This window comes from Bacteroides sp. UBA939 (assembly GCF_002293435.1).
GTDB lineage: Bacteria > Bacteroidota > Bacteroidia > Bacteroidales > Bacteroidaceae > Bacteroides.
This window is the reverse complement of record NZ_DBDF01000081.1, coordinates 1-23766: the sequence shown is the minus strand read 5'-3', so window position 1 is coordinate 23766 and position 23766 is coordinate 1. Positions and strand designations below refer to the sequence as shown.

Below are 23766 nucleotides of genomic sequence, written 5' to 3'. Positions count from 1 at the left end.
TCATTATTTTAGCGTTGCAATTACCAATATGGGATTACTGTCTTCATCCATATTTTCGATAGCACCAACAAACCTCTCTCTCCATAAATTGTCTTTCACCGATAACGTTTTTACTTCTTCTATTTTCATTTCATATTCTTCGTCATTCGGTTCTAATACATCTATCCAATATTTGCCGTATGAACGGTGATCGACAGTAAAATTACCTCCTATCAAATCATCCTTCAAAATGAATGGACGAGGCAGATAAAGATGTGGTTGAGAAAACCAAGGTAGCTTGCGTTCAACAATTTTGCTTTCTTGGATTTGGCATCTTACTGTTCCATCTTTTTTATTATAACAGTACGTGTAAATATCTTCCCCCTTATTGGCTATCAGATAGATGTAATCTTTGGTCGGATAATAATTGGTTATTGTAAAATAACTAAAAGCCTTTCGATCCTTTATCCACAAATGCGTGAGTTCATAATCACCTTTCTCTTCTTTCGTGAAAATAGAATATTGAGGAATAAAATCTTTCTGTTTTGCATCATACAGATAGACAGTATCCGTATCAGGATATTTCAGCGTCAGTTCATTATTGTATGTATCAATAGCCGTTAAGTAGTTTTCAGTCCAATAATTAACGATATCAAAAGACTCCGGTTTACTACGGTGTTCTACCAACAACTCTTCTTTTCCTATATGAGCCGGATTTTTGAATATTTTTTCCTTGTGAAATGCACTGTCTGAAAGGGCAATAGACCACAGTGAATCTTTAGGATTAGAGATCGGTTTTTGCATACATAGATTTTGACTTATGAAGACCGATTGATCAAAAAACACAAATTGTCCGCTATGGGCGAGAATCAAATCATCTATCCTAACATTGTTCATTCTTCGTTTATAGTTTCCTTCAAAATCATAGACCTTCACTCCATTTAGAATGGATATTATATAAACTTCCTTCTGCTTCTCATCAACATTAAAATCAAACAATCTGATATATTCGTCAGGCCCTTGCCCTATTTTCCCTACTAAATTCAAAAATTTTCCAGAACGAGAAAAGCGAAGAATACGTTCATCTTTATAATGCTTTATCCAAATATCACTATCAGTAACATGAATTTTATCAATACTTGCAACTATAGACTCATCTGTCATTTCCAAAGGAACAGTCTCTACCTTTGCAACGGCCTCGCTAAGGGGTAATTGAGAAACTTCTATTACATTATCAGAAAGATGTATTGTAGAAACAGTATCTGTTTCTTTAACGGACATTTTTTGTTTTTTGTTAGTACTACAACCACAAAACATAAAACAAACACAGAATATTACGCAATAATTGTATTTCATAGATCAATATAGTTTAATTGTTATATTCATTATTTAGATATTTCTACATATACTAACAAGCCCTTTTTCATTGCATCTTGCTTTTGTTTTGCCAAAATTAAGAAATAAATTATTATATGCAAAACAAAAACTATTTTTTCTACAAAATAGAGAGAAGTTGATGTCGTTATAGCCTGCAAATACTTCTTCGATGTACTCTTTGAGTTCCTTCATCTGATTTTCCAATACTGATACACGGTCAATTGATGAGTTGACTATCAGTAGCAAACAACTACGAAAACACGCATGATTCATCCCACGAGACGAAAAAATCCATCCCATGAGACGAAAGAATCCGTCTCACGAGACGAAAAAATCCGTCCCATGAGATGAAAAAATCTATCTCGTGAGACGAAAGACTTCCAACTTTAATGATTACTTTTGTGGAATACTGTGCGAAAGAACAGAATCATCACAACTGCATAATTTAAAAATAACATATAATGGGACAACATAATTGTGAGAATTGCGCTATACGGGCAAAGTATGACAAAAACCCCAAATCACTGATTGGGAGGTTTTGGCGTTGGCATATTAACTTCTGCCCCGGTTGGAAAGGATATATCAACTCTTTAGGTGAAGAAGAAAAGCAAGTATTAAAAGGCAAGTATCAACTCAAGAATATATAGAAGGAGACAAAAGAATCAGATAGATGGGAGTAATCAGGCGTATTCCATCAAAAAAACGACCTATTAAACAGACTTTCCGAGATGTTTTGCCCCCGGTTGAGGGGTACAAGCATTACAGTTGATGGGTACAAGCATTCCGTATCCTATTGTATCTTTGCACTTTTAGGAGTACAAGCATTACATTTGCAGAATACAAGCGTTACATTTATAGAACGCAAGCATTACATTTATGGAACACAAGCATTACATTTGCAGAACACAAGTGTTCTGCGCGAGCCACTAAAGTACTTCTCTAAAGGCTTTATAGCAGGATGATTAAGCTTAACAAGTCAACCAAAATCAGGACAAAATACGGTGTAAGTAAAAAGTCTGCATACACTCCGAAAAAGTTGCTGCCACCACTACTCTAATGCCGATGAATAAGGGGATACAGAGTGTTAGTGTAGGTATGCAAGTAAAAGTATAAACTCCGGGATATGCGTGCGCGCACATACACGCGCGCGAGGAAGATGAAGTTGAAACAGTATCTCTATCCGGCAGACATGCAGCGATACGGAAAGAAGACAGGGGATTGTAGATACAGATGTGTGTTTCAGGATTAGAAAAATATCATTCTTTATTCAACCGGCATAAAATACGCTGGATTTTATGTAAGTTTGCAGCTATTAATTCATCATCTATGTTATCCAGGAAAATTATGGTTGCAGCTATTGCAATGTCCTCACTTGCCGCACAGGCACAGGAGACACAATTTAACATCATTCCGGAGCCGGTGCAAATCACGGTGACCGGAGAAGGGACTTATCCGATTGGACGGAATACCCTCGTCCGGGTGTCAGATGAAAATCTGCAAACTTCGGCTGACTATTTGGCTGATTACATGTCCCGTTATCTGGGTATTCCTCTGCAAATGGAAAAGACAAAGCGGGATAAACGGAAAAAGACTTCCTCCGTAGCCTCTTCAGATGAACTTCCCGGCATTTTGTTAGTCAACCGGAATAGCGATAACCGGAATAGCGATGAGCTTTCAGGCGGTTACCAACTGGAAGTCAGCCAAACGCACGGCGTACGCATTGAAGGAAATGATGCCGCAGGCGTTTTCTACGGAATACAAACATTGATACAGATGCTTCCTACCCGCGCAGGAGTATTACCGGTTCTTCCGGAAGTGAAAATTACCGATTATCCCCGCTTTGCATACCGGGGTATGCATCTGGATGTAGTGCGCCACTTCTTTCCCGTGGACTTCATCAAAAAGTACATTGATTATCTGGCATTGCACAAACTTAACTATTTCCACTGGCATCTGACGGACGACCAGGCATGGCGTATTGAAATGAAATGCCGGCCGGAACTGACAGAGAAAGGTTCTGTCCGTGAAGGAGAAATCTTCGGGCTTTACCCCGGAAAATACCAACCGTTACCTTACGGCGGTTATTATACCCATGAAGATGTACGCGAAATAGTGCGTTATGCCGCCCAACGACACATTACCATCATACCCGAAATAGATATCCCCGGACATTGCATGGCAGTACTTGCTACCTATCCGCAATTCAGTACCACTCCTGACGAACCGAAGAAGGCGGCGCTGACATGGGGTATCTTCAATAAATTCAATAACGTGCTGGCGCCCAAACCGGAAGTCTTCACTTTCCTGAAAGATGTATTTTCCGAACTGTGCGACCTGTTTCCCGGACAGTATATCCACGTGGGAGGTGATGAATGTGCCAAGCGTTGGTGGCAAGAGTCGGAAGAGACACAGCTATTCATGCGCGAAAAGGGTTTGAAAGATGAAAAAGCATTGCAGAGTTATTTCATCCATTACGTGCAGGAAGTGGTGAACGGGAAAGGTAAAACACTTATCGGTTGGGATGAAATACTCGAAGGGGGAATTTCCGAAGACTGTATCATCATGAACTGGCGGCGTCCTGAATTTGGCAAGAAGGCATTGAAAACAGGACACCGTATGATATCCACTTGCTCCGCCTGGCTTTATTTTAACATGAAAGAGAGCCGTACACAAACGGAGATTGCCCCGCGTGGTCCGTTACCTTTAGAGAAAGTATATGAATTTCAAATTGCCCCCGATTCGTTGACTGCACAGCAACAAGAGCTGGTGTGGGGAGCACAAGGTTGCCTGTGGACGGAATACATACCTACTACCTGGAAGGCGGAATTTGCTATTTTCCCCCGCATGTCAGCGCTTGCGGAGAATGTTTGGTCGCCCTTGGAGAAGAAAGACTGGAGAAACTTCGCCCGCAAAGTGGAAGTTCAGTTTGAACGCTACGAATTGTGGGGTGCACGTTACTCCGACGCTTTTTTCCGTACGCAGGACATAGAACGCAAAAGGTAGTTAACCAATCATAAAACGATTCCCCCATGCAGTACTTCGAATCTAATCCGCATTTATAGAAATAAAAACATTATGCGAACTATTATGAAGTACTTATTTTGTTGGATTACGGGGATATTGCTAACCGCCTCACTGCATGCTCAAAGCGGAAGCAATAAGAATTCAACTTTTTTTGTCCATGTTGGTCCCTCATGGTATACGGGAAATCTTATGGGAATCACCGACAGATCGGATGCGTATTGTGATGATCTACGGAAAGGAATAACTTGGGATGCCGGTTTTCTCCGGCAGGTTGCCGGTAGGGAATTAAAGTTTGGTGTAGGCTTCATCTATCAGGGAAGCATGTATAAGAACACACACGATACCGGAGCCGACAAGATATACATGAATTATCTGGCGCCTCAGATGTCTTTGTCCGTGATGCGGGAACACTTTCAACTTCAGTTGTCCGGAGGTGTGGGATATCAGTTCTACCGCGACAAGAGTACCGTGTACGATAAGCCACGGGATGTTTCCATGAATAAGTTTGCTGCCAACCTGGCTCTTTCGGGCGAATACTACCTGGCGGAGGACTGGGGAATTTCCGCACGGTTGAACTGGTTGACTTCCGAGTCCGAACGCTACTCCGTGAAGTATCATGGTACGAAGTGGAATGTTGAAGACCCGAAGACGGGTACCGGTCATTTCGGTCAGTTATCTCTATCCTTTGGTATAAACTATCATTTTTAAGACATTATGAAAAAGCTATTATATGTATTCCTGTTGATTCTTTGCTATGCCTGCGAAGAAGATAAAAGCATTGACCCTACGTTAATGCCGGAAGCAACAACTACGGGCGAAAACACATTAGGTTGCCTGATAGACGGTTGGGTGTACACTGCCGGACGCTTTGGAAGCCCCGAAGTTCGTGTTCGCAACGATGAAGAGAACCATTATATTGATATTGAAGCCCAAATCGATCGTTTTAGCGATCTTCACTTTACACTTGTGAACCCACAACAGGGAGCTACCTGCACATATACAAACGTAGTTTTCGATCAAGAGAGACTACCGGATGGTGAGGCGCACATCACTCGTATGGATGGTTCCGTCATCAGTGGTACCTTCAGCGGCGGGAATATCCGGGAAGGTCGCTTTGACATCAGATATCAGGGTGAATCCGAAGGTGATGGCGGCAATGTAGTCTACTGATAATTGTAGGGAGTGTACTTGAGAAGACGTGTTAGTAGTAAGTAGTTAGTAGTAGATAGATAGTTATCGGTTAATCTTTAACTACTTGTTACTTACTACTAACTACTAACTACTAACCACTAACTACTTACTACTAACTACTTACTACTAACCACTAACCAAGTTTTACTTCATAATACTCAAAGCATCCAATGAAGCAGCCAGCGCCACCAAGGAAGCGCTCCAATTAATGGCGATTTCATTGGATGCATAAGACTCTTCTACATCAGCATAGGCTTCATCGGGCAATTGGGAAGGATAGGTAACGTGATCTTGCCGTCCCGGGTTAGGACCTCCTACCAGGAATCCCGGAATGGGCGCTTCTATACCATCCGATGCAGCAAGACGATGATGCGGGTACAAAGGAGTCTTAGTTCCGAAGCCCGTTACATAACAGTAACCCGTAGCATTTCTACCCAGCAGATAGTCCATGTTGCGGTAAGCATTCGTCAGGTACAGGTGTTTTCCCGTCAATTGATAAGCATACACTAAGGAAATGGCCTGATTAGCGCACTTCTCGGAGAGACATCCCCAGTAGAAATCCTTGGCATCGTTTCCATAAGGAGCATGGAAGGGAGAGTTTCCGGCATTCTGCACCGACTTCTCAGCATAATCAAGAAGCATATTCTTCAGTGTTTCCACCATCTTCAGGTCTTCGCCGGTCAGTTCCTTTCCCGGCTGAATCCATGCAAATACACCCAGTCCTGCCGTATTTCCCCAACCGGCGGGCGAGTATTCCTTGGGAATATTCTTCAGCACCATCTCGCGGTAAGCATTCTTGCCTGTGGCAAAATAGAGTTCAGAAGCCGCCCAGAAGAATTCATCGCCGGCAGAACCATCGCCATAAGCTCCGGTGACTACGGCGGGTTGATATTCCTTGTTGAGTGTATTCTGCCTGTAGAACGCTTGCGGATGTGCTTCTGCCCAGGCATAAGCTCGTTCGGCAGATTCCAAAGCCTGCTTTGAGAAGCCGGGATAATCCTGCTCATAAGGAGCAAACAAACGGGAAGCCTGTGCCATGGAAGCGGCATAGTCCAGCGCTGCCGTTACCGACTTTTGAACAACATACCGGGGTTGCTTGCACTCGATGGGCTTTATGAAGCCTTCAAATTGAGGGGTTGTCAGTTTGTGATAGACTCCGCCGTCTGCCGGGTCTTGCATGGTAAGCATCCAGCTCAGGTTATAATGCATCTCGTCCAGCAAGTCGGGAGTATGGTTACCGCTCTCCGGAATATTCACTTGTTGGGCGGCAAAGTAATCGGGAAATAAACGGTAAACCGCCTGCATCAATCCGATGGAATAGGCTGAGTTTACGATATACTTATTATAATCTCCGGCATCATACCAGCCTTTGGGAGAAGAAATCACTGTTCCGGCTGCACGCTCCGGGCCGGCAGCACTGGGGTGTATCAGTACATGGTTATCGGGATGAGCCGATGGCCTGTTCCACTTGCCCGCATAGCGTTCTTCAATGGGAGTGGCTGTGCGTTGATAATAGAAAGACTTCAATGCGGCGTCTGCCAAAGGAGACAATACTCTTTCCTTTATTTCGAACGGAACGGTGTCTCCGGCAGCTATCAATACATACGTTCCCGGTGTTGTGACTTCACTGAAGTCCAATATCGTTCTTTTCTTATTCGACCATGGGGACGAGGCGGTATATCCGGGCTTACCCGAATATACTTTGTTGCCCGTAACGGCATCCGCAACAGTAAATTCCTGCACTACGCCGTCATTCACCACGGCTACCTTTTCCTGCTTGGGATAATATCCCAGTTGGTTCAAACGAACGGCTTCCGAAGAAGACACGGCTTCCGAAGGATGGTTCAGAGTCGCCATTCCTCCCAAAACACCAAACAAATATACAGCTACATTCATATATTCTATATTTTAAAGAGTTAGTTACTTGCTTTTGGTTTACCCGGAACATCCGGTGTACGAGTTCATCCCGCAAATTCATCCGGTATTTATGCAGGAGAAATCCGGCTCACGTACCTGATGTTTCGGGTAAGCCCTTATTGTTATGATTAAATCTCTGTCTCCATTTGTATCCTTCCATCCTTCGAAGAACTTCCTACTATTATCTCTACAGTACCCGGCTCCAGTTGCCAATCCCAGGCTGCTTCATCCCAGTGCCGCAGATGCTTCATAGGAACCTGTATCTTTACAGAACCTGTTTCACCTGCTTGCAGATGGATGCGTTGGAAACCTTTCAATTCTTGCAGCGGGCGCTCTATCTTGGAATCCGGACGCCTGACATAAAGCTGTACCACTTCCTCTCCGTCGTATTTCCCCGTATTACGGAGTTTCACCTCAGCAACGAGATTGTCATCATCCATGTCCACCTCCAAATTCAAGTAATTGAAGTAGCTATAAGACAACCCGTGACCGAAAGGATACAACACAGGAACCTCCTTGGTATCAAACCAACGGTATCCCACAAATATATCTTCCGCATACTCCGCATCAGGTCCACCGAGCTGAGCCGCATTTCTTCTGTTTACAAGATTCGTGAATATATCTCCTTGCCTCTGCGGCATTTCCTGCGGATAGACATTCAGACTATAAGCGGGAGAATCTTCCAGACGGATTGGGAGAGTGAAAGGCAACTTCCCCGAAGGAGAAATTTCTCCCGACAGGACATCAGCCAAAGCAGTACCACCCTCCGAGCCATTGAACCAGGACATGAGAATGGCGGGAGACGTCTCCTGCACAACACGCAAGTCCACGGGAGCGCCGGACACGATTACCGTCACAATGTTCGGATTAACGGCAGAGAGTGCTTTCAGCAATTCGTCCTGCCCCATGGGTAAAGTAATGGCATTGCGGTCGCGTCCTTCGGTCTCTACTTCCCGGTTGTTTCCACCAACGAAGATAACCAGGTCTGATTCCTTTGCAAGCGATACGGCTTCGTCCATCAACTTGGGGTCGGCGTTTGTATAGGGAGATACGCGCGATTCGCGGTCGCGCTTGCTATATTCGGCGTAGCCTTGCGCCCATTTAATGGTGATTCCACTTCCTTCAAATTGCTTCGTGATGCCTGCCAACGGGGTGACTTCATACAGTGCTTTCACTCCGGCGCCTACTCCGCCCAACGCTTGCGTGCGCACGGCATTGTCTCCTATCACGGCAATACTCTTGACTTTCTCTGCCTGGATGGGAAGCAGTTTGTTTTCATTCTTGAGCAACACAATGGAACGCTTGGCTATGTCATAAGCTATTTGTTGCTGTTCGGGCTGAGAGGTCATTACTTGGTTGGCTTCTGCTTCGGGCACAGGCTTCACTGTGAGGCGGACACGCAGAATCTCACGTACCCTGATGTCGATAATACTGTCGGATACGGCACCGGACTTTACAGAATCCAGCAATGCCTGTCCAAAGTAGCGCGACCCCGGCATTTCCACGTTCAATCCGTTCTGCAACGCCTTCACTGTGGAGTGTACGCCGCCCCAGTCGGAGATAACTATCCCGCGGAATCCCCATTCATCACGGAGAATGCGGTTCAGCAGCATATCATTTTCCGAACACCAGTCTCCCTCTACTTTATTATATGCCGCCATCACTCCATAAGCGTCTCCTTCTTTCACGGCGGCTTCGAACGGAGGAAGATAAATCTCGCGCATAGCCCGTTGGGATACCTTCACGTTGACGCTTCCACGGGCATCCTCCTGATTATTGAGCGCATAATGCTTCAGGCAGACAGCCGCTCCGTTGTCTTGCGCTCCCAATGTATATTTCACGGAAAGCGCTGCGCTCAACAGCGGGTCTTCGCTCAGATACTCGTACGTACGTCCGCCGGTGGGCAGTCGCTGAATGTTGATGGCAGGGCCTAATATCATGTCCTTGCCCCTCAGCCGGGCTTCCTTTGCCATGCCTACGCCATACCGGTACGCCAGGTCTTCGCTCCAGGTGGCTGCCAGTGCCGAGCCGGTGGGGTAGAAGGTGGCGGAGTCTGTGGTTAATCCCAGGGAGTTCCATGAGTGCGGTTCCATTTCTTCGCGGATACCGAAAGGGCCGTCGGCATATTGCATGTCTGCTATGCCCAGGCGTTCTACGCCTGCCGATGAGAACATGTTCTTGCCATGCAGCATGTTTACTTTCTCTTCCAGTGTCATTTGAGATATCAACTCTGTGATTTCATCTTCGTGTTGCAACAAGAGAGACTTCTTTTCCACCGGTTTCTCTGCGGTACATGCCGCCAGCACAATGATGCCGGATGCGACGGTTAATAGACTGATTCGTTTCATATACTACTCATTTATTTCATTTAAAAAACCTGTAATTTCAAATCCCATACGGCTGTTGTGGTAAGGGCAGTTCCACAAGCTCGCCTTAGGTTCACGGCGGCGGGGAGTGCCGTCCTCCAATACCGTCCGGTACCATTCGCCATGCTCCCTGTCTATCATTCGCAACTTGATAAACTCCCAGGTGCGGATGGCGCTATCCAGATAAGACTGCTTCCCGGTCAGTCGCCATGCATTCATGCATCCAACTACTGTTTCCGCCTGACACCACCAGGAAGCGTCTCTGCGGATTCTGTCTTTGTTTCTTTCGTACATCATGTATCCCGTCGGGTTGATGCCTTCCTGCAGGGCGGCATCCACCAGTTCTAAGGAGATTTTCCTGCATTTATCTATGACTGAAGCATCGCCCAACGCCTCTGCGGCTTCCGTCAGCAACCAGGATGTTTCGATATCATGCCCGTAGGAGTCGATGTCATCCAGGTTTTTCCAATCGGAGTCACAGAACAGTATCAGGTGGTGCGTCTGCGGGTTGTATAGTTTGGTGGTGAGCAGGTCTATTACTTTGGCAAGACGTTGGCGCAGGGTGCTGTCGCGCCACACTTTATACAATAAGGTGTATGCTTCGAGCACATGTATGTGGGTATTCATGGTTTTGGTGGCAGTGCCGTCTCCGTCGTATCCCAGCTTTTCCGGAGTTCCCCATGTGCGGTTGAAGGATTCGATATAACCGTCTCTGAGCGGGTCTTTTATTTTGTTTTCCATGGTACGGTAAATGTCGATGGCTTTTTGCAGGCTCTCGATGTTACCGGTTGCCCGGAAGTGTTCGGCAAGTCCGTAAATGGCGTAGGTGCAGCCGTAGGTTTGTTTGTCGGTATTCAAGGGGGTGCCGTCTGCTTTTATCTGCCAGTAGACGCCGCCGTATTGGGGGTCGATGAAATGGTCGATGAAATAGCGTTGCGCTCTGTCTGCGAGGTTGCGGTAGATGGTGTCTCCGCAGATGCGGTAGGCGGCCGAGAAAGTCCAGAGGATACGTGCGTTCAAGACTCCGCCTTTGGGGGCATCGGCTATTGGGGTTCCGTCGCGCATGAGGGTTCCGTAGAAACCTCCGGAGGGGTCTATGCTGTGTTTCTCCCAGAAGGGGAGGATGTTGTCTTTCAGGTCTGCGGTAATCTCGTCATGCAATGTCCTGACGGCATCCGGTTGAGCCTTTGTAGGAAGAGAAATCCATGATTGGATTAGAATAAGCAGGGAAATAAGAAAATAATGTTTCATAAGTATTAATCAAAATTATATCAAAATCAGGAGGGAGTCACCCTCACCCATTTCCGTGAATCACTCTCACCCGCCCCAGTGGGTCACTCTCACCTAAACACCGACTCGTCAGCATCCGCAAAGTTAATTAGATTCACAATTCAACAATTACAATGCCCCCGTTATTTAGGGCATTAATTGTATCGGAAAGAGGAATCATTTGATTTCCTCCGGCAGAGAAAACAAATCAGGACGTTACCGGAAAGATTACATCCCCCTAAAGATTCCTCCGGGCTATCTGCACCTTGCGAATTTTAAGTAGATTTGTAACCTGTTCCTTCATTCTCTTTTGTGAATCAGTAGTTAAAGTAGTTATCTCTTCGCTCAGTAGTTATGGGAGTTAAAGCCGATAGTCTGGTTACTGATATACAGAATTAAGCATTAAGGGAGTATCGGCTTTAACTCCTAAGCCCGCTTGAGGGCTGATAACTCCTTTAATTCCTCTAACTCCTGATTCGCATTACTTATGAACATTTACTTAACTCTAAAAATAAGGTACCATGAGAAAAAGAATTTTTCTATTTGCATCAGCCTGCGCCCTGCTCTTCTGCAGCAATGCATCGTATGCGCAGGAGTTTCAACTCACCTCCGCCGGTTACTTCAAAAACCAAGGAATCGACGTAATGGCCTTTGACGACATCTACCCCGAAGGACACCAGGGGGGAGTATGCGTCATCATGAACGGACACCGCATAGCCACCAACGGAGATATTCGCCTGGAAGCTACACCGGGACAGTGGCAGCCCGTGCCGAAACAACTCAAACGGGAACTGGGCGACAACAGCATCACCGCCTCACTCTGTTACCCCGACTCGTCGCGCCACCTCACTGGCTTTAACCCGATGATTTACCCGGATCTTAACTTTCATTATACCGTAAAGGTAGAAGCAAAAGGAAACAGCATCGAAGTTACCGTAGACCTCGACCGCCCCATTCCCCGGGAGTTTATCGGGAAAGTGGGCTTCAACCTCGAATTCTTCCCCGGCTCACTGTTCGGCAAGCCCTGGATAATGGACAAACAAAGCGGCATCTACCCGCAGCAGCCCAACTCCCCGCTGATGACCACCAAGCCCAACCACCTGCACACCGGAGACTTTCACCAGGCAAACCGTTCGCTGGCGGACATCAACCGGTTGATAGGCAAAGGATACAGCCCCATTGTGGCGGACGACATCATCAGCGAGCCTTACGCCACAGGTCGCAAATTCACCTCACGCCCCGACGACCCTTACAGCAAACTAACCATCGAATCATTGAACGACGACCTGCAACTGTTTGACGGACGCATGAACCATAACAACGGCTGGTTTGTACTCCGCAGCAACATCCGGCCGGGCGTTACGAAAGATGCGGTGAAGTGGATTATCACCCCGAACGTGGTGTCCGACTGGATTTATCCACCCGTTGTACAAACCTCCCAGATAGGCTACCACCCGGCACAGGACAAGGAAGCCATCATCGAAATGGACGTGCGCGACGACCGACAGGAAACGGCGCAGATTATCCGCATTGATGCAGACCGGGAAAGCGTTGTCAAGACCGTCAGCCCCGAAGCATGGGGTAAGTTCCTGAGGTACAACTACCGGAAGGTCAACTTCACCGACGTACGCGAATCCGGCCTTTACAAGATAAAGTACGGAGAATCCGTGTCCCCCATCTTCCGCATTGACAATGATGTGTACGCAAGAGGCGTGTGGCAACCCGTTCTCGAATACTTCCTGCCGGTGCAGATGTGCCACATGCGGGTGAACGAGAAGTACCGCGTATGGCACGACCTCTGCCACATGGACGATGCGCGGATGGCACCCTCGAACAATCATATCGACGGTTACGACCAGAAGGAAGGTTTGTCCAAGTTCAAACCGGGCGACATAGTTCCGGGAGTAAACATAGGCGGCTGGCACGATGCGGGTGACTTCGACCTTCGCATTGAATCGCAAGCCGGAGAGTCGTATATTCTGGCGCTGACGTACGAAGCCTTCCGCCCGGACCTTGACGTGACTTCCATCGACCAGATAAACCGCGTAACGGAAATCCACCAGGCAGACGGCAAAAACGACTTGTTGCAACAAGTGGAGAACGGCGCCCTCAGCGTAGTGAGCGGCTACCTGGCACTGGGACGTTTGTACAGGGGTATCATCTGCAACGACCTGCGCCAGTACGTACTTCTGGGCGATGCCGCCGCCATGACGGACGGGATAACCGGCAACGAGGACGACCGTTGGATTTTCACCGAGGACAATCCGGCGCGCGAACTCTCGACCGCCGCCCAACTGGCTGCCGTGTCGCGTGTGCTGAAAGGTATGAACGACACGCTCAGCGTACATTGCCTCAACATTGCCCGCGAGATTTACGCTACCGTCGGTGCGAACGTCAGCAACACTAACAGCAGAGGAAACCAGAGGCGGAACTGGGCTTTGTTCCCCAAAATACAGGCTGCCGTAGAGTTGTATCTCACTACGGGCGAACAGGCGTATATGGATTTTTTGCTTGAGAACCGGGAAGTTATCATCAGCCGGATAGGACAAACGGGGTGGTACACGGCACGCGTGGAGAAACTGTTTGCGCAGATGAAGAACAAGAAGGCGAAGGCATTCTCCGCTGCTTTCCGCAAGGCGCTGGTTGAATACGAAAAGGAAGTGGTGAAGCAAACGCAGGATACTCCGTACGGCATTCCTTACCGTCCGCACATCTGGGGTGCAGGCTGGGATATACAGCGCTTTGGTTTCGAGTACTACTTCCTGACGACGGCTTATCCGGAGATATTCTCAGGCGCACCGGTATTCAGCGCGCTCAACTTTGTTCTGGGATGTCATCCGGGGTCTAACCAGGCTTCGTTCGCTTCGGGCGTAGGCGCAGAGTCGGCTACGGTGGGCTATGGGTTGAATCGTGCGGACTGGTCGTATATTCCCGGTGGGGTGATATCTGGCACTGCGCTTATTCGTCCAGACTTTCCGGAGCTGTTGACGTTCCCGTTCTTGTGGCAGCAGACTGAGTATGTGATGGGGGGAGGTTCTTCGCACTACATGTTCCTGGTGCTTGCGGCACAAGAGTTGCTGAAGTGAGGAGGATGTAACTTTTTGTCAAGATGATTCACTGCATTCCATACTTGTTCAAAACCTTATCCGAAACCCCTTTTACCCCCTCCAGAGCACCTTCTGAGAGGGGGTACAATCAGTATACGACTGAACCCTATTCAGTCGTATAGTGAATAGGGCTCACTATACGACTGATTTATGAACAGAAATACAGGTATTGTATTCGTGTTCTTTTTTCTTAAAACAATCCCTCTTTTACTTCGTATCATTCTTCCGGATTTCAACCCGGCGAATCTTCCCGCTGATAGTCTTCGGCAGCTCATCTACAAACTCTATCACACGCGGATATTTATAAGGCGCCGTCACCTTCTTCACATGCTCCTGCAATTCCTTGGCAAGCACTTCGCCGGCTTGGTCCTTATATTCTTTCGCCAGCACAATAGTAGCCTTCACCACCTGACCGCGGATTTCATCGGGCACACCGGTAATGGCGCACTCTATCACGGCATCATGCGTCATCAAGGCGCTTTCCACCTCGAACGGGCCGATGCGGTAACCGGAACTCTTGATAACATCATCGGCACGCCCCACGAACCAAAGGTAACCGTCTTCGTCCTTCCAGGCAACGTCTCCGGTGTAATAGATGTCGTTGTTCCAGGCTTCGTACGTACGTTCCGCATCACGGTAATACTCTTTGAACAATCCCAACGGCTTGCGCTTGTCCGTGCGAATCACAATTTGTCCTTGCTCTCCGGCTTCCACCGAACGACCGTCGTTGTCTATCAGGTCTACATCAAATTGCGGATTGGGCAATCCCATACTGCCCGGCTTCGGCTCCATCCAGGGCATGGTGGCGATAATGAGCGTAGTTTCGGTTTGTCCGAAGCCCTCCATCAGTTTGATGCCCGTCAGCTTCTTGAAAGTCTCGAATACGGCAGGGTTCAGCGCCTCGCCTGCGATGGTGCAATACTTCAGGGACGATAAGTTATACTTCGTCAGGTCTTCGTGGATAAGGAAGCGGAAGATAGTGGGCGGCGCACAGAGGGAAGTGACGCGGAAATCCTGTATCTTTTCCAGGATGGCGGCGGGCGTAAACTTCTCATGGTCGTACACAAATATGTTTGCTCCGGCAATCCACTGTCCGTACAGTTTGCCCCACACCGCCTTTCCCCAACCGGTGTCGGCAATGGTGAGGTGCAGACTGTCTTCCGTCAGGTTGTGCCAAAGGCTGGCGGTAACGATGTGCCCCAACGGATAGGTGAAGTCGTGGGCAACCATCTTGGGTTCGCCGGTGGTTCCGCTGGTGAAGTACATCAGGGAGATGTCTTCATTTGTATTTGCAAGTTCCGGTCTTATGAAAGGAGCGGCGTTTTCAATACCTTTGTGGAAGTCTCCAAACCCTTCGGGGATGTCGGGGCCTATGCTGACAAGCGTCTTCACGGTGGGCGAATCCGGCATGGCGGCAACAATATGGTCGGTTATCACCGGCTCGCCTGCACAGACAATCATCTTTATATCTGCTGCGTTGCAACGATACGTAATGTCTTTCTTCGTCAGCAAATGTGTGGCGGGAATAACCACAGCGCCCAGTTTGTGCAGGGCAATGACGCTGAACCAGAACTCGAAACGGCGTTTCAGGATTAGCATCACCATATCTCCGCGGCCTATGCCGAGGCTCTGGAAGTACGCGGCGGTCTTGTCCGAATAATATTTCATATCGGCGAATGAGTACTGGCGGAAGTCGCCCTGGTCATTTGTCCACAGCAAAGCGCGTTTGTCGGGTTGTTCAGTAGCCCAGACGTCTACTACATCGTAACCGAAGTTGAAGTTCTCCGGTACATTTATCTTCAGGTTTTTATTAAAGTCCTCTTGCGATGTGAAAGAGGTTTGCGATAAGAATCTTTCTACCATAATTCTTCTTAGTAATTACATGATAATTGCCAGGAAACGTACTGTTTTTCCGTCCAACGCTTTCATGCCGTGGGGCAGTTTGGAGTTGAAGTACAGGCTGTCTCCTTCGTTGAGTATGAGTTCCTTTCCGTCGATGCTAACCATCATACGGCCTTCGAGGACGAGGTTGAACTCCTGTCCGTTGTGGCTGTTGTAATGTATCGGTTCGCTGTCGGGCTTAGGCTCAACGGTCACGATAAACGGGTCGGCATTGCGATTGATGAAACCTGCGGCAAGCGACTGGTATTTGTAGGCTTTGGTACGCTCAATGCTCGTTCCCTTACCGGCGCGGGTCAGGAAGTAGGTACTCATTTTAGGCTCTTCGCCAAACATCAACGCATCAAGCGCCACTCCATATCTGCGGGCGATTCTTTGCAGCATACTCACGGAAATATCATATTCTCCCGACTCGGCAAGACGATATTCTTCGGCAGAGACATCACATTCGCGTGCAATGTCCTCGGATGTCAGTTCCAGCACATCGCGTAGACCGCGAAGACGTTCTGCAATTTGTTTAATCTGTTCGTCCATGTAATTGTTTTTATTTCGTTAATAATAATTTTGCTATTTGCTCGCCTTCATTGCATGGATAATAGCGGAGGTGTATCCACTGTGTTCCAGTTCATTAATGCCTTTGATGGTGATGCCGCCCGGGGTGCATACTTTATCAATTTCCACACTGGGGTGCGTGTCGTTGTTCAGTATCAGTTCGGCAGCTCCCTTCACGGATTGCGCCACCATCTTCATGGCATCTTTGGGGTATATGCCCATTTCGATACCGGCTTGCATGGCTGCCTGAATGTATTTTAATACGTAAGCGATGCCGCAGGAAGTGAGGGCGGTAGTGGCTGCTATCTTTTCTTCGGGAACCAGCATGGAGAGTCCCATCTCGTTGAAGATATCCACCAGCAGTTGCTCCTGCCCAGGAGTGGCGTTCCGGCTGGCGATGAGGGTCATGCTGGCAAGTTCGCTGATGGCGGTATTCGGTACAAGGCGGAACATGGTCATTTCCGGTTCGGCAACATAGTGTGCCAGTTCTTCGAAGGCTATTCCGGCTGCGATGGAGACGAGTATTTGCTTGCTTTTCAATTTCAGTTCGCGCACCACTTGCTTCATGAGCCAGGGTTTCACTGCGAAGAGAATTAAGTCGGCGTTTGTAACTGCATTTTGGTTGACTGTAGTAGTTTGTATGGCAGGGAATTCTTTGAGTAACTCACCCAGTCTTTCATTCGAAGGATCTGCCACAGTGATATCCGCAGCAGAGACAATGCTTCCCTTTGCTAATCCGCGAGCAATGGAACCACCCATGTTCCCTGCTCCGATAATTGCTATCTTCATATCATTTTGTTATTAGAAGGGTTATTGAAAAGCAAAGGTAGATATTTTTTCGTCTATATAAGGAACAAATATGAATGTTTTTTATGGGTTGGTGCACAAAAAGGTAACTTGATTTTGTTATATATCATGTAGAATGATTATATTTGTTCGACCAAATATATTATGATTATGTCTGAAAATGAAATGAATTCTTATCGTCTGACCAGTATGGAGGAACCTACGGATGAAATGTTGGCTCAACTCATGAAAGAAGTTGCAGAAGAAGCAAAGCAGAAGTCAGAGGAGGCTCATAGAATTTTCTTTCAGGAAATTAGGGATGCTGTTCGTGTACAGCGGGAGGCAGAGGCTCGTAAGGGGATGAATATCAGGGAATTTAAAAATAGTAATAAAAATAGTAATGACTGATTTAGTGCATAAACCAGTGCTTATTGTAATAGCTGTCCTAATGGTTTCGGTAAAACGTCTATAACTTCAAAGATACTCCATCATGAATGGATGGAAGACTCCGTTTATATCAATCCGGATATTATTGCTCAGGAACAATTTGGAGACTGGAACTCAAAAGAGGCTGTTATGCAGTCAGTTAAATACTGCGAAGAACTAAGAGAAAAATGTTTGGTAGAACGTAAAAGTCTGATTTTTGAGACAGTTTTATCTATAGAAGATAAGATTGACTATATCCGTAGAGCAATTGAAGCTGGTTTTTTTATCCGTTTGTTTTTTGTTTGTACAGCGTCACCCACGATCAATGCTGCTCGTATTGCTAATCGGGTTATGGAAGGTGGACATGATGTGCCGGAATGGGCACAATCGATTCTGGAAAGTATCTTATACTAAAAAAAACAACCCTGCAGGACTTTTGAAGTACCGACAGGGTTGTTTCTTATTATAGTATCTATCAAATTCTTTATAGTATTTTCCTGAAACGTTCAAGGAATACACCAGCCTCCTCCATGCTGAGGCTGAGGGGCGGTAACAGACGGATTACGTTTGTGCCGCTGACCCCTGTAAATACATGCTGCTCTTTCAGAAGCCTTTGGCGCAATTCTTTTATCGGCTCTTCAAACTCAAGGCCAATCATCAGGCCGCGTCCGCGGACTTCCTTTATCTGAGGAAGTTTCTCCAGTTCCGCCATCAGGTAATCGCCTACTTTGGCGGCATTCTCAATGAGGTTTTCCTGCTCTATCACATCCAGTACGGCAAGCGCTGCACTACATGCCAGGTGATTACCGCCGAAAGTAGTTCCCAACTGCCCGTATATTGCAGGAAACATCGGACTGATAAGCATACCTGCCAACGGGAAACCGTTGCCGATACCTTTGGCAACAGTGATGATATCCGCCTTGATACCGCTGTACTGGTGGGCGAAGAACTTACCGCTACGTCCGTAACCGCTCTGTATTTCATCCAAAATCAGCACCGTATTATGGGCAGTACAGGCTTCGCGCAAGGCATGCATGAACTCGTCCGTAGGCAAGTGAATACCACCTATGCCCTGAATACCTTCAATAATCACGGCGCAAACATCTCCTTTTGCCAATTCAGCCTTCATGGCTTCCGTATCGTTCAAAGGCAGGTAGGTTACGTGTTTGCAAGCGTTGATGGGAGCAATGATTTTCGGATTATCGGTTACCTCTACCGCAAGCGAAGTACGGCCATGGAATGATTTGTTGAAAGAAATAACGCGCGTACGTCCGTTGTAGAATGAAGCCAGTTTCAATGCATTCTCATTCGCTTCGGCGCCGCTGTTAATCAGGAAGAAGGAGTAATCGTCATAACCGCATACCTTTCCCAGGCGTTCGGCAACTTCTTCTTGCAACTTGTTGATTACCGAATTGGAATAGAATCCCAACGTAGCAACTTGTTTGCTTATCATCTCCGCGTAATGCGGGTGCGCATGGCCGATGGAGATGACGGCATGGCCGCCGTAAAGGTCAAGATACTCCGTGCCGTTCTCATCCCATACGTGGCAACCTTTCCCTTTGACGATGTTGATGTCAAAGAGAGGATATACATCGAATAGTTTCATTTTCTATCAGAATGCGGAAGGTTTCAACCGTAGCCCTACGGTTTCTTCCAAATTAAACATCAGGTTCATATTATGTACCGCCTGTCCGCTGGCGCCTTTCAGCAGGTTGTCTATGCAGGATATGATGAGCAGTTTATCGCCGTGTTTCTCCAAATGGAGGAGGCACTTGTTGGTGTTCACTACTTGTTTCAGGTCGATATTCTTGTCTACAATATGCACAAAGGAGTCTTTGGCATAATATTCTTCGTATATACGGAGGATTTCATCCAATGCAACTTTGGTTTTCACTACAATGGTGGCAAAGATACCGCGCGCAAAGTCACCGCGGTAAGGAATGAAATCAATCTCCGAATTGAAACTGTTCTGCAATTGCGCCAGCGACTGTTTGATTTCGGGCACATGTTGATGGTCGAAAGCCTTGTAAACGCTCATATTGTTGTTGCGCCAACTGAAGTGGCTCGTAGCACCCGGCTTTACGCCTGCACCGGTGCTGCCGGTAATGGCGTTCACCATGATGTTGTCGTTCAGCATCAGGTGTTTGGCAAGAGGCAGCAGGCCCAGTTGGATACAGGTGGCAAAGCATCCGGGATTGGCTACATATTTCGCATTGCAGGTGGCGCGGCGGTTCAACTCCGGCAGACCGTAGATGAATTCGTGGTCGTCACTCTTGATGCGGTAGTCCATAGAAAGGTCGATAATCTTCAGGTTTTCCGGGAGGTTATGACTATCTATAAACTTCTTCGTGTCACCGTGGGCGGTACAGAAGAATAACACGTCGATTGCGTCTAAAGGCAGCTCGTCGGTGAAGACAAGGTCTGTTTCGCCGTACAAGCCTTCGTGTACGTCGGTGATTTTGTTACCGGCATTGCTTGAGCTGTTGATGAATACGATTTCCGCTTCCGGATGATTAATCAGCAAGCGTATCAATTCACCTGCCGTATATCCTGCTCCGCCGATGATTCCTACTTTAATCATAATCTACTTATCTTTTTTCCGGTACAATAAGCCACATTATAATATATACCAATACGCCGGCAAACGCGGTAAACAGGCTCAATAAAACATAACCGATACGTACAAGTGACGAATCGAGTCCGAAGTATTCAGCCAGTCCTCCACAAACACCGGCCAACATTTTGTCGCTACGCGAGCGCGTAAGTTTTTTGTTATTATCCATAGCTGCATAAATTAATTTTGAATTATAAATTATGAATTATGAATTGGGCTGCGCAATCATGCTGCATAGCCATTCATAATTCAAAATTTATAATTCATAATTCAAAATCAGATTTCTTCGTCTTTATGATTGTTGTAATATACCCTCAGCGGAGTAGAAGTTACCTTGATAAAGCCTTTGGCATCTTCTGCCGTCCAGCCTTTCTGCATCTCACCATATTCGCCGAACTTGGTTTTCACAAGGTCGTCTTCTGATTCTATACCCACTGTAGAGAAGCTTAACGGGCGAAGTTCCAGAATCGCCGTACCGTTCACGTTGCGTTGCGAAGACTCCAGCATGGCTTCAATGTCACGCATCACCGGTTCCAGGTATTGGCTTTCGTGCAAGAACATGCCGTACCAGTTGGCAACCTGGTCTTTCCAGTATTGCTGCCATTTGCTCAGCGTATATTTCTCAAGGAACTTGTGCGCACCGATAATCAGCATCGGAGCGGCAGCCTCGAAGCCTACACGTCCTTTGATTCCGATAATCGTATCACCTATGTGCATATCCCGACCGATACCGTAAGCGGCTCCGATTTCTTCCACTTTCTGAATGGCCTTGATGGGATCATCAAACGTTTCATCGTTTACGGCTTTCAGTTCACCTTTCTCGAAAGTAAGGCGGAGTTGCTCGCTGCCTTCTTTGGTGCAGTGCTTCAGGTAAGCAGTTTCGGGCAGGCCTTGTGCAGAGTCCAGAATTTCGCCGCCGCAGATGGAAGTGCCCCACAGACCTACGTTATAGGAATACTTCAGCTTGGTGAAGTCGGCAGAGAAGCCGTGCTTGTTCAAGTAGTCTATTTCTTCCTGACGGGTCAGCGCCATGTCGCGGGTCAGCGTGATGATTTCAACGCCGGGAGCCAATACGAGGAACGTCATATCGAAACGAATCTGGTCGTTGCCTGCACCGGTAGAACCATGGGCAATGGCGTCCGCACCTATTTCATTTGCGTAGCGGGCTATGGCAAGCGCCTGGAATATACGTTCGGAGCTTACGGAAATAGGATAAGTTCCGTTGCGCAATACATTGCCGTACACCATGTATTTCAGACTCTTCTCATAATATTCCTGTGTCACGTCGATGGTGACGTATGCTTTAGCACCCAGCTTGTAGGCATTCTCTTCGTTGGTTTTCAGCTGTTCGGGGCTGAAGCCGCCGGTATTTGCACAAGCCGCATACACTTCGTACCCTTTTTCTTTGGCAAGGTACATTACCGTAAATGAGGTATCAAGACCGCCGCTAAATGCGACTACTACTTTTTTCTTTTGTTCCATAGTTGTTTGAATTTTGAATTGTAAATTATGAATTTTGAATTGGCTGCGCTGTTATGCCGCATGTCAATTCATAATTCATAATTTAAAATTCACAATTATTTAAATTTTATCATCTTCATGCAGAGCCGGGTCGTAGAGCATTGCGGTGCAAATGCAGAACTTGCGTTCCTTAGCCACGAGTATATCATGATTGATGCACCCTTCGCAGCCTTTCCAGAAGGCCTCGTCGTCAGTCAGTTCATTGAAAGTGACGGGGACGTATCCCAGTTCCGTATTCATCTTCATGACGGCGGCTCCGCTGGTGAGGCTGAATACTTTGGCATTAGGCCATCGCAATCGCGCCAGACGGAAAGATGCCATTTTTATGCGCTTTGCCAGTCCTGTACTGCGGAAGTCGGGATGCACAATCAAACCGGAAGTAGCGACGTATTGCTTGTTACCCCAGCTTTCGATGTAGGTGAAACCTGCAAATTCGTCATCGCACAAGGCGATAATCGCTTTTCCTTCTTTCATTTTCGTCGCCACATATTCATGTGTGCGCTCTGCGATGCCCGTTCCACGTACCTTGGCCGCTTCTCTGATGGTATCCAAAATCTTATCCACATAAATTTCGTGAGAGGCGTCAGCCACCATCACATCCACTTTTTTGGTATCCATTTTTTTCTTTTGATTGATTTAGTAATTTAAAGGTGAAGAATAATTATGCAATTGCGGTTATGATACATAACGCAATCCGGATTCTCCATTTTCGTTCTCTATTTATTTAATGTTCGGGATAATCAGAGATAAGAAATCACGTACTTCATTGGGTGAAGCGTCTTCGTCAACTACCAACATGATGGTGTCATCTCCGGCAATAGTACCCAGAATAGCCGGACATTCACGGTTATCAATGTCATAAGCCATACTGCTGGCGTAACCCGGTCGTGTACGGATAACGGCAATGTTGCCCGAGAATTGCAGGGAGACGAAGCCGCTGTTCATCAGCATTTCACTGGGAGTCTGGTCGTTCGTACGCTTGTACATGATGTTGTTGGGCAATACATATACGTATTTCCCGTTCATGTTCGCCGCTTTGGCAACTTTCAAATGTTTTAAATCGCGAGATAAGGTGGCTTGTGTCAGCTCAAAACCTTCTTTACTCAAGGCGTGCAACAGTTCATCTTGCGAACTAACGTCCTTGCCCGAGATAATCATCTTAATCGCATCTAACCGATTGGATTTCTTCTTCATCTTTTTGTATAATTATTCTTAGAACGGTGCAAAAGTAGGTATTATTTTGAATATAACATGCAAAAAGAGCTGCTTTTTAGTATTTTTATTCCAAACGGTCTTCGGTATAGAGATAGATATTGCCTTCGTGGTTCAGACAATAGAAAATCACAAAAATGCTCAGGTTGAGAATAAATCCATCCCATGAGACGAAAAAATCCGTCTCGTGAGATGATTTTCTTCGCCTCGTGAGATGAATAATTTCGTCTCACGAGACAAATTTTTCCGTCTCACGAGACGGATTTCAATGCTCCATGAAGGCTTTTACCTCTTGGTGGGATTAAGCACCATTTCAAAGTATTGCCTTAGTGTTTGATTGACGGCAATATCATCATCAACGACAACAGCAGTAACATCAGCAGAAATTTTTTCTTTTTCTTTAGCCTGTATTATTCATACTGCAGGAGTTAGCCTGAATAATTCATGCTTTAGCCTGCAGTAGTCAGGCAGGCAGTAATCAGCCTGTATTATTCATAATTCAGGAGTCTATAAGCAGGAGTAACTT

20 protein-coding genes are annotated in these 23766 nt (G+C 46.8%); 7 read left to right on the top strand and 13 right to left on the bottom strand.

From position 1 onward, the window contains the following. Positions 1 to 3 precede the first annotated feature (3 nt). On the bottom strand, positions 4 to 1335 hold the full coding sequence (locus B2Z67_RS05615; protein WP_291528836.1) for a 6-bladed beta-propeller: 1332 nt from the start codon (positions 1333 to 1335) through the stop codon (positions 4 to 6). Positions 1336 to 1817: 482 nt separating this feature from the next. On the opposite strand from B2Z67_RS05615, the gene B2Z67_RS05605 reads away from it, so the two are divergent. The 4 genes from B2Z67_RS05605 (at position 1818) to B2Z67_RS05590 (ending at position 5550) form a co-directional block, all read left to right on the top strand. Then, positions 1818 to 2003 carry a hypothetical protein gene (locus tag B2Z67_RS05605; RefSeq protein ID WP_291528835.1) on the top strand — a complete coding sequence of 62 codons (186 nt, stop codon included), beginning with the start codon at positions 1818 to 1820 and terminating at the stop codon, positions 2001 to 2003. A 679-nt stretch (positions 2004 to 2682) separates the two neighbouring features. Then, entirely contained in the window at positions 2683 to 4359 is a 1677-nt protein-coding gene (locus B2Z67_RS05600) for a beta-N-acetylhexosaminidase (RefSeq protein ID WP_291528834.1), read from the top strand. 84 nt (positions 4360 to 4443) lie between these two features. Then, the gene (locus B2Z67_RS05595) at positions 4444 to 5088 is read left to right on the top strand and encodes a hypothetical protein (RefSeq protein WP_291528833.1); all 645 of its coding nucleotides are present in this window, start codon (positions 4444 to 4446) and stop codon (positions 5086 to 5088) included. A gap of 6 nt (positions 5089 to 5094) precedes the next feature. Continuing rightward, positions 5095 to 5550, top strand: a complete 456-nt coding sequence (locus B2Z67_RS05590; RefSeq protein WP_291528832.1) for a hypothetical protein — start codon at positions 5095 to 5097, stop codon at positions 5548 to 5550. Positions 5551 to 5715: 165 nt separating this feature from the next. On the opposite strand, the gene B2Z67_RS05585 is transcribed toward B2Z67_RS05590, so the two are convergent. The 3 genes from B2Z67_RS05585 to B2Z67_RS05575 form a co-directional block, all read right to left on the bottom strand. Next, positions 5716 to 7467, bottom strand: coding sequence for a glycoside hydrolase family 9 protein (locus B2Z67_RS05585; protein WP_291528831.1), 1752 nt, complete (start codon positions 7465 to 7467; stop codon positions 5716 to 5718). 149 nt (positions 7468 to 7616) lie between these two features. Then, positions 7617 to 9836 carry a glycoside hydrolase family 3 C-terminal domain-containing protein gene (locus B2Z67_RS05580; RefSeq protein ID WP_291528830.1) on the bottom strand — a complete coding sequence of 740 codons (2220 nt, stop codon included), beginning with the start codon at positions 9834 to 9836 and terminating at the stop codon, positions 7617 to 7619. A 3-nt stretch (positions 9837 to 9839) separates the two neighbouring features. Next, on the bottom strand, positions 9840 to 11105 hold the full coding sequence (locus B2Z67_RS05575) for an AGE family epimerase/isomerase (protein ID WP_291528829.1): 1266 nt from the start codon (positions 11103 to 11105) through the stop codon (positions 9840 to 9842). 539 nt (positions 11106 to 11644) lie between these two features. Here B2Z67_RS05575 and B2Z67_RS05570 point away from each other — a divergent pair. Next, positions 11645 to 14209: a glycoside hydrolase family 9 protein gene (locus B2Z67_RS05570; protein WP_291528828.1), complete on the top strand. Its 2565-nt coding sequence runs from the start codon at positions 11645 to 11647 to the stop codon at positions 14207 to 14209. Between the two features lie 228 nt (positions 14210 to 14437). On the opposite strand, the gene B2Z67_RS05565 is transcribed toward B2Z67_RS05570, so the two are convergent. Genes B2Z67_RS05565 through proC form a run of 3 tightly spaced genes read right to left on the bottom strand, consistent with a single transcriptional unit; the run spans position 14438 to position 17470 of the window. After that, positions 14438 to 16093 (bottom strand): AMP-binding protein, encoded by a 1656-nt coding sequence (locus tag B2Z67_RS05565; protein WP_291528827.1) that lies wholly within the window; start codon positions 16091 to 16093, stop codon positions 14438 to 14440. A 15-nt stretch (positions 16094 to 16108) separates the two neighbouring features. Beyond that, a complete protein-coding gene (locus tag B2Z67_RS05560; RefSeq protein WP_291528826.1) occupies positions 16109 to 16663 on the bottom strand; it encodes a helix-turn-helix domain-containing protein in 555 nt (184 codons plus the stop codon). Between the two features lie 33 nt (positions 16664 to 16696). Beyond that, complete coding sequence (proC, locus tag B2Z67_RS05555) at positions 16697 to 17470, bottom strand: pyrroline-5-carboxylate reductase (RefSeq protein WP_291528825.1); 774 nt, start codon at positions 17468 to 17470, stop codon at positions 16697 to 16699. Positions 17471 to 17638: 168 nt separating this feature from the next. On the opposite strand from proC, the gene B2Z67_RS05550 reads away from it, so the two are divergent. Both B2Z67_RS05550 and B2Z67_RS05545 read left to right on the top strand, forming a co-directional pair. Next, positions 17639 to 17875 (top strand): hypothetical protein, encoded by a 237-nt coding sequence (locus tag B2Z67_RS05550; RefSeq protein ID WP_291528824.1) that lies wholly within the window; start codon positions 17639 to 17641, stop codon positions 17873 to 17875. Between the two features lie 90 nt (positions 17876 to 17965). Then, a complete protein-coding gene (locus B2Z67_RS05545; RefSeq protein ID WP_291528823.1) occupies positions 17966 to 18307 on the top strand; it encodes a hypothetical protein in 342 nt (113 codons plus the stop codon). Between the two features lie 70 nt (positions 18308 to 18377). Here B2Z67_RS05545 and B2Z67_RS05540 read toward each other — a convergent pair whose 3' ends face one another. The 6 genes from B2Z67_RS05540 to B2Z67_RS05515 all read right to left on the bottom strand — a co-directional run bounded on the left by B2Z67_RS05540 (position 18378) and on the right by B2Z67_RS05515 (position 23222). After that, the gene (locus B2Z67_RS05540) at positions 18378 to 19499 is read right to left on the bottom strand and encodes an aspartate aminotransferase family protein (RefSeq protein WP_291528822.1); all 1122 of its coding nucleotides are present in this window, start codon (positions 19497 to 19499) and stop codon (positions 18378 to 18380) included. A gap of 6 nt (positions 19500 to 19505) precedes the next feature. Beyond that, positions 19506 to 20474, bottom strand: coding sequence for an N-acetyl-gamma-glutamyl-phosphate reductase (gene argC / locus B2Z67_RS05535; protein WP_291528821.1), 969 nt, complete (start codon positions 20472 to 20474; stop codon positions 19506 to 19508). Positions 20475 to 20481: 7 nt separating this feature from the next. Next, complete coding sequence (locus tag B2Z67_RS05530; RefSeq protein WP_291528820.1) at positions 20482 to 20676, bottom strand: PspC domain-containing protein; 195 nt, start codon at positions 20674 to 20676, stop codon at positions 20482 to 20484. A gap of 107 nt (positions 20677 to 20783) precedes the next feature. Next, positions 20784 to 21989, bottom strand: coding sequence for an argininosuccinate synthase (locus B2Z67_RS05525; RefSeq protein WP_291528819.1), 1206 nt, complete (start codon positions 21987 to 21989; stop codon positions 20784 to 20786). A gap of 99 nt (positions 21990 to 22088) precedes the next feature. After that, positions 22089 to 22646: a GNAT family N-acetyltransferase gene (locus B2Z67_RS05520; protein WP_291528818.1), complete on the bottom strand. Its 558-nt coding sequence runs from the start codon at positions 22644 to 22646 to the stop codon at positions 22089 to 22091. Positions 22647 to 22748: 102 nt separating this feature from the next. Then, a complete protein-coding gene (locus B2Z67_RS05515; protein ID WP_291528817.1) occupies positions 22749 to 23222 on the bottom strand; it encodes an arginine repressor in 474 nt (157 codons plus the stop codon). Positions 23223 to 23766: the final 544 nt, after the last annotated feature.